Genomic DNA, 7,046 nt, shown 5'->3' on the forward strand with positions numbered 1-7,046 from the left:
ACATAACACAATAGTCACAATCCCCTTCTAAGCGGGTCAATCATTTCCACTGAATGGGAAAGCGTTGAAACTAGGAAATATATCACGGGGTCACAATCCCCTTCTAAGCGGGTCAATCATTTCCACAGCGGGGGTTCTACGATATTGATTTTTCTATGGTTATAACACGGTTTGCGCGGACCCCCCTCTCAAAGACAACATTTTGTAGTACAATTTCGTAACAGAATTTATAGAACATTGATTTTATTTGCGTTACGTTTAGCGCTACTCTAGGCTGTTTTTTTATTTAGATATTTATTTATTCAATAAATTATTGTATAATATACAAACAATTGATTTTTCAATAGTTATATTTTTCTAAAGAGTATAACGTTGTTGTTCGTTAAAACATTCTATTTTTATCGAAATACAAAATTTAAATAATTAACTGAACCAGTTGGTTCAATCTGTTTGTATTTAATGAACCGTTCCGGTTGCACGAGATTCTCTCGTCATCCTATCCGCCCGAAACGAGGTTTAACTGCAGATGCGACTATCATATCATATCCTATAGTAGATGTCAATACATTTTTGCAAATTCTCAAAAAGATATTCAGAGGAAAAAATCATATTCGAGCAAATTTGGATTATGAAACCACATTGAAGGGTCGATGCTGAATATGAAGAATCATTTGCTAAAAAGATATTAAAGTTTGCCAGATGAAACATTGTGGTCTCTATTTATCTATCCGGATGGCGGTAGCGGTTCTACCGCAGGCGGAGTTGGCGGCATTAGGTTCGGTGGGATTAACATTCGTTCGTGTGGTCGGATAATATGCGGAGTAATAAAAATCACAATTTCAGTTTTCGTATTCTGGATATTTCTACTGCCAAATAATATCGGTCCGAAAAACGGTATATGGGATAATACCGGAATTCCAGCGCGATCGTTTGTGCTTAAGGTTTTATATAATCCGCCGAGCATAAAGGTTTCACCGTCTTTAACCAGAACTTGCGTTGCGGCTTCCCGAGTCGAAAATACCGGCAGTTCCGCTTGGCTTCCGCCAACCGGCATTAATCGGGTACCGGTTCGTGAACTGACTTTCGGTTTCACGTTCAGCAGAACAAAATCTTGCTCCTGAATCGTCGGCGTTACCACCAGTTCAACCCCGATTTTCTTATATTCCGTGGTTACTAACTCTGTACTCCCGACAATTTTAACTACCGGTACCGGTTCTTCTTCACCGGTCAGGATTTTCGCTTCAACGCCATCAAGCGTAACGATTCGCGGACTCGATAGTAAATCCGCTTTTCCTTTTTTCTCTAGCGCCTGTAAGGTACCTTGAATATTTCCGTATTCGAAACTCCAGGTGCTTAATGCACCGAAGGTTATACTGATTCCACCAGCGGAAGTATCCATTCGCGGGAAATTCGCCGTGATACTGTTTATCGTCTGGAGCAGGTCATTATTGGATTTTAATCCCCAAGAGATACCGCTGCTTACCGCAGCATCATAGTTGATTTCAACCACTTTAACTTCAATCATCACCTGCTGCGGTAACACCGCATACGAACTGAACGAAAAAAGTAAAAGGAAAATAAGCGATAAGAATAAAAAAGTTTTTCGCATACGGAAACAACCTAAACATCAAACGTTGGGAAAACGATAGAAATCAATGGATATTGATTTATTGCAGGGATTACATCATGTTTCGGTTTTTTTTCGTCTAACCGTTGTTCGTTATTTCTGGTCAAGCGCGTCGATAACCGATTTGGTTATATCCGGTATCGGGTCGGTTGTGCCGGTAATATATCCGAGTTCACCGACTAAATCGTATTTCTTCTCTTCCGCAACTTTTTTTATCGCAGTATAGACTTTCTCGTTCGCCCGCTGGAGTAATATCCAATATAACGGATTATCGGATTTCATTTTTTCTTTTTTAATCCGCTGGTATTCTCTGGTCGCATCAAGAACTTTTGCGAGTTCAAGTTGGGCTGGGCTGGTGTAATTTTTCGGATTCCCGAAATATACTTTCTCTTCTTTAATCGTTATCTGATCGGTAGCGAACGCGCCGATAGCAAAATAAGTGAATAGAACAACACCGGCAAGCAAGTAAGCGGATTTGATTGAAATTGGCGAAGCCATAGGTTTTTACTCCCCCTTGTTCAAGCTACAATCATAGCGCAATTACACGCTATTGTCAAGTTTTTATTCCGTTCACGCTGTCGAATCTTTCAACCTATATATACGAACGAACAAGACAAAAGGTTTATCCAGTTCGTAAAAAAATACAAAAGATTTTTTATCCACCTGATTTTCTTGGGGTTAAAACACTAAAAAAGATATCGGCGCATAGTCAACTATTCACCGAATCAGCTGTTTCTTCGCCATTCGATTTTCGCATACGCATTATGGTTATGGATACTTTCGAAATTTTCGGATTCAACGGAAAAAAACCGTATCTGCTTGCGCTTTGCTAATTTCAATAATCGTTCCGCTACCGACCGAACAATATCTTCAACAAACGCCGGATGCGCATACGCCTGCTCGGTTAAAAACCGTTCATCTTCGCGTTTCAATAGCGCATAGACCTGCGCAGAAGCGCATTGTTCAACCAGCGCAACGATATCTTCTATCCAAATCAGTTTTTTTGAATCAATCCGTACCGTAACCATACTGCGCTGGTTATGCGCGCTCTGTTTCGCTAATGATTTCGAACAGGGACATAAACTGGTTACCGGAACATTCACTTCAAGCATAAGATGCATCCGGTCATCATGGGAAGCAATAAACCGGCAGAGATAATCCATCAGCGATTTCGATTTCGATACCGGCGCGCGTTTCTCAATAAAATAGGGAAACGCAATCTCGATATACGCCGAATCCGCACGAAGCGCTCGTTTGATTTCTTCCAGAATCGCATGCAGGTTCGCTAAACTTACCGCACCATGATGCCGATTTAACACTTCAATAAATCGGCTCATATGGGTTCCACGAAAATGATGCGGCAGATTCACATACATATTGATTGACGCAACGGTACTCTGCTGCTCTTTCCGTTTATCCATAACAATGATCGGATATCGGATATCTTTAACGCCGACCCGGTCGATTTTAAGTTTCCGTTTATCAGTTTCATTCTGGATATCACGCATAGGAGTTCTCCTCTAACTGTAAGGTATTCTACCATGAATAGCACCGACCTTGATACCTGCGGATTACACGTTTTATCATTTTTTCCCCTGCGACCCGACCACGGTGTTACTACGAACGAGATATTATCTCGTTCGTAGCAACACCACTGATACTCCAGAGCAGAAATTCGGTTGCTTTTGACCCGTATAAATGGTACAATCGTATAGTCAAACATCTTGGTTAATTGAGAAAATCATACTCGAAAATGGAATGAATTGAGGGTAGATTTATGAAACGGCAATATCGCTGGTTGGTATATGTAATCATATTAAGTGTTTTGGTACCAAGTGTTTATAGCTTGGTGCAAGGCGGTGGGTATCCCGATTTCGAGCTGGTTGAAAGTGTTCCGATAGAGACCGTTCTAGATAATCCGAATATTCGGAATACCGCAGAAGTCTGGCTGGAAATGATAAACGGGGCAAAGAAAACGCTGGATATTGAACAATTCTATATCTCCAACGAACCGAACGAATCGCTAGAACCGATAATTCAAGCAATCATTTCCGCTGGGCGGCGCGGGGTTCAGGTTCGAATTATTGCAGAGATGAAATTTTATAAAACCTATCCAGAAACGCTAGACCGATTGAAACAAGCGAAAAATATTTCGGTGCGATTGATTGATTTTGGGAAACTAGCTGGCGGGGTTCAGCATGCGAAATATTTCATTGTTGATAAAAAGCAGGTGTTCGTTGGAAGCCAGAATTTCGATTGGCGAGCGTTGAGTCATATCCACGAACTTGGGTTGCGAATCGATAACGCGGACTGCGCAAAGATTTTCGGTGATGTATTCGAACTGGATTGGAACCTTGCGGAAAAAAATGATGCGCGACTGTTGAACGATGTTCTCATTAAAAAACAGTATTCAGTGCCGATAATCCTAACGGAACCAGAACATCAGAAAGTAAGCTTTGTGCCGGTCTATAGTCCGACCGGCTGGATTCCCGATGAATCGCTCTGGGATGAACCGAAACTCATCGAGTTAATTGATTCAGCGAACCAAGAACTTGTTCTGCAGGTGCTAACCTACAATCCGAAGACGAAAGATGGCTACTATGCGGAACTGGATAATGCGTTACGACGTGCGGCTGCGCGCGGGGTTAAGGTTAAACTGGTCGTTTCCGACTGGTCGAAACGGAAACCGCAAATATTCTATTTGCAAAGTCTAGCGGTACTTCCGAATATCGAGGTTAAATTGAGTACGATCCCGCAATATTCCGGCGGGTTTATTCCGTACGCTCGGGTTGAACATTGCAAATATCTGGTTGCGGATTCGCGTAGAAGCTGGCTCGGAACCAGTAACTGGGAGAAAGGATATTTCTATGATTCGCGAAATCTCGGGGTGATTATTGAGAGTGAACGGATTTCGGAACTGCTCCATCAAATCTTTATGAAAAGCTGGAATAGTCCGTATACCTATTATGTGAAACCGGAAGAAGAATACCAACCACCTAGGATTGGAGAATAAGGTTTCTCGATTTTAGCCAACTAGGAGTTAAAATATTCATTTCATATTTAGCATTTTAAATTTCAAATTTATAATCCTAATTCTAACCGCTAAAATTCTAATTTTTTTCTATTGGACTTGACCCCAGGGTTCTCCTCGATTTATCGTGGAGATATCGTTTGTCTGCCTTATGTTTTGGGTTGAACCCCGATTATTTATTACTATCTTTCCCCCGATTTAAACATCGGGACGATTCATTATTTATTATCCCATCTCCCGAGATGAATCTCAGGGCTATTCATAATTTGACTAGCCCCTATCTTTAGATAGGAGGTACTAATTATAAAAAACAAACCGGGCTTTAGCCCAGAACCATCATGGGTATTAAAAACATTTGCAATATAAAGTTGCGATTTAAGTCGTATCATGCGAAAATGATTAATAAATAATTCTTATTTTCCAGCGATGCTAAGTATGGTTGTAATCTGCTTTTCATTATGCCAGATAAATATTTTCGGATTTATAAAGCTGAATCGAATGAACCGGATTATCTCGGTAAAATAACGGTGTTTCTCGCTGATCGACCGGGGTCGTTAGCAGCGTTAGCGAGTATTTTTGCGAAGTTCGGAATCAATATTATCTATTTCTATTATAACCGGTCAGAACATCCGAACCGAGTTCTGCTCGAAGTTCGCAGCGAGAGTATCGATGCATTACATAAAGTCCAGCAAGAACTCGCTAGCCAAAATCTTTTTGATCACGACCTGATGCGGCATCCCCATCTTGAACTCGGTGTCTTGGATACCGCTAGTATCCTGCATATCGTAATTCAACTCGAAAATAAACCGGGAACGTTAGGTAAATTCGCTACGTTACTTCGTGACCATTCCGCAAATGTTATCTATATGGCATATAACGAGGATATTTCTGAAACGACAGCGGATATCTCGCTCGTGACTCAAGATTCCGGCGAAATCGACCGACTCCTGAAGGATATGAACGAACAAGGGTATCATTACAGTTTGCGGTATAAAGGCGCAGAACAGAAAGAAGTTGAAGATATTATCGGATTAAACCTGGTTGAACGGTTCTTCTTCCGACTCAAGAAAACCTTGCATACCGATGATATTAACCGACTTAAAAAACTGGTCGAATCATCGTCGCGAATGTCAGAGATGCTGGTCAAATTCAGTCAGGAAGCAGGAAAACATCTAGAAGCCGGAGAAGTGTTTACCAACATTTTAGCGTTCGCTTCAGTTTCGTTAAGTAAAACCGGGCAGAATTTTTCGTATCGGCGCCTGCCGTCATTGCCGTTCGGAAACGTTACCTTCCATGCGTTTCGGCTACCGACTGGCGGGAATATCTATCTGCTGGAAAGCGAACCTGAACTCGTTATGATTGACGGTGCGTATGGCGTGTATTATTCTGATGTGAAAAGGATGCTCACCGAGAACGGACTCGACCCGAGCCGAATCAGCCGGATATATTTAAGTCATACCGATGCAGACCATGCTGGGTTAAGCGGATATTTCGCAGACGAGTTCGGTACGAAGGTATATCTACATCCGGCATCGCGCGGAATAATCGAACATGAGAATCGCGCTTGGGGAAGCGATTCACGGCTACTCGATTTAAACCATTATTTTACGATTTTAGTTAACGAGTTTACACAGTTCCGTGTTCCGAAAACGTGGTATGAATATAACACGACTGAAATTGGTAAAGAAGACGGATTCAGCGTTATTGATACGTTCGAACTTGCCGGGCAGACGTATACCATTATCGAAAGTACCGGCGGACATATTCCTGGGAACGTTTTTTTCATTAGTGAAGAGTCCGGTTTAGTTTTCACCGGCGATTATCTTTTATTGATCGAAAGTTTGAGTCCAGAAGATCGAACGAACCTGAATTATCCGAAGTTTATGATGACAAGCACCAACGCGGATAGCCGAAAGTTTAAACAGGAAATGGATATGCTGAAATCGTTCGTCCAGAAATTTAACGCCCGATTACAATCGCAAAATCGCGGGGCGATTATCGTTCCCGGGCATGGAGATTATTATCCGGCGAATAGGTTGAAATAATTGAACCATCCAACTGGAACATCAACCAGCATGGGTTGCTATAGGCAAGAAATAGCTGGTTGGTATGCTGGTTAGAAATAAGCAAAATCCGAAGTTCGGACTTTGCGGGCAAGCGGATAGTATCGTTATCCCAGCTTGTCCTTGTCGGGGATACCTTCTGGTTTATCAACTTTCTTCTTGGTATTTTCAGTCGGTTCTTTCTGGTGATTGAATTCTGCGATGCAAACTCGGTTCCGCCCTGCTTCTTTCGCCGCATAAAGCGCTTGGTCAGATTTTTTTAATAAATCCTGTGGGTTGGTTCCGTGGTCAGGATATACTGCTATCCCGATACTTACCGTAATCT

General features: G+C 41.9%; 6 protein-coding genes. 2 read left to right on the forward strand and 4 right to left on the reverse strand.

Features of this window, described 5'->3' with window-relative positions:
* Positions 1-724 precede the first annotated feature (724 nt).
* The 3 genes from N3A72_12200 to folE2 all read right to left on the reverse strand — a co-directional run bounded on the left by N3A72_12200 (position 725) and on the right by folE2 (position 3,135).
* Positions 725-1,609, reverse strand: a complete 885-nt coding sequence (locus tag N3A72_12200; GenBank protein ID MCX7920337.1) for a type II and III secretion system protein — start codon at positions 1,607-1,609, stop codon at positions 725-727.
* A 111-nt stretch (positions 1,610-1,720) separates the two neighbouring features.
* Positions 1,721-2,125, reverse strand: coding sequence for an OmpH family outer membrane protein (locus tag N3A72_12205; GenBank protein ID MCX7920338.1), 405 nt, complete (start codon positions 2,123-2,125; stop codon positions 1,721-1,723).
* A gap of 227 nt (positions 2,126-2,352) precedes the next feature.
* Positions 2,353-3,135 (reverse strand): GTP cyclohydrolase FolE2, encoded by a 783-nt coding sequence (folE2, locus tag N3A72_12210; protein ID MCX7920339.1) that lies wholly within the window; start codon positions 3,133-3,135, stop codon positions 2,353-2,355.
* Between the two features lie 269 nt (positions 3,136-3,404).
* On the opposite strand from folE2, the gene N3A72_12215 reads away from it, so the two are divergent.
* Together N3A72_12215 and N3A72_12220 are read left to right on the forward strand one after the other, a co-directional pair.
* Positions 3,405-4,640 (forward strand): phospholipase D-like domain-containing protein, encoded by a 1,236-nt coding sequence (locus N3A72_12215; GenBank protein MCX7920340.1) that lies wholly within the window; start codon positions 3,405-3,407, stop codon positions 4,638-4,640.
* Between the two features lie 476 nt (positions 4,641-5,116).
* Positions 5,117-6,703, forward strand: a complete 1,587-nt coding sequence (locus N3A72_12220; protein MCX7920341.1) for an MBL fold metallo-hydrolase — start codon at positions 5,117-5,119, stop codon at positions 6,701-6,703.
* Positions 6,704-6,828: 125 nt separating this feature from the next.
* Here N3A72_12220 and N3A72_12225 read toward each other — a convergent pair.
* Positions 6,829-7,046 (reverse strand): diguanylate cyclase (locus N3A72_12225; protein ID MCX7920342.1); only part of this gene is annotated, 218 nt, incomplete at its 5' end.

The organism is bacterium (genome assembly GCA_026416715.1).
In the GTDB taxonomy this organism is placed as follows: domain Bacteria; phylum UBP4; class UBA4092; order JAOAEQ01; family JAOAEQ01; genus JAOAEQ01.

What these genes read in the sequence shown, in the direction of transcription:
- N3A72_12200 (MCX7920337.1), bottom strand. Translation starts at nt 1,609, where the DNA reads ATGCGAAAAACTTTTTTATTCTTATCGCTTATTTTCCTTTTACTTTTT.
- N3A72_12205 (MCX7920338.1), bottom strand. Translation starts at nt 2,125, where the DNA reads ATGGCTTCGCCAATTTCAATCAAATCCGCTTACTTGCTTGCCGGTGTT.
- folE2 (MCX7920339.1), bottom strand. Translation starts at nt 3,135, where the DNA reads ATGCGTGATATCCAGAATGAAACTGATAAACGGAAACTTAAAATCGAC.
- N3A72_12215 (MCX7920340.1), top strand. Translation starts at nt 3,405, where the DNA reads ATGAAACGGCAATATCGCTGGTTGGTATATGTAATCATATTAAGTGTT.
- N3A72_12220 (MCX7920341.1), top strand. Translation starts at nt 5,117, where the DNA reads ATGCCAGATAAATATTTTCGGATTTATAAAGCTGAATCGAATGAACCG.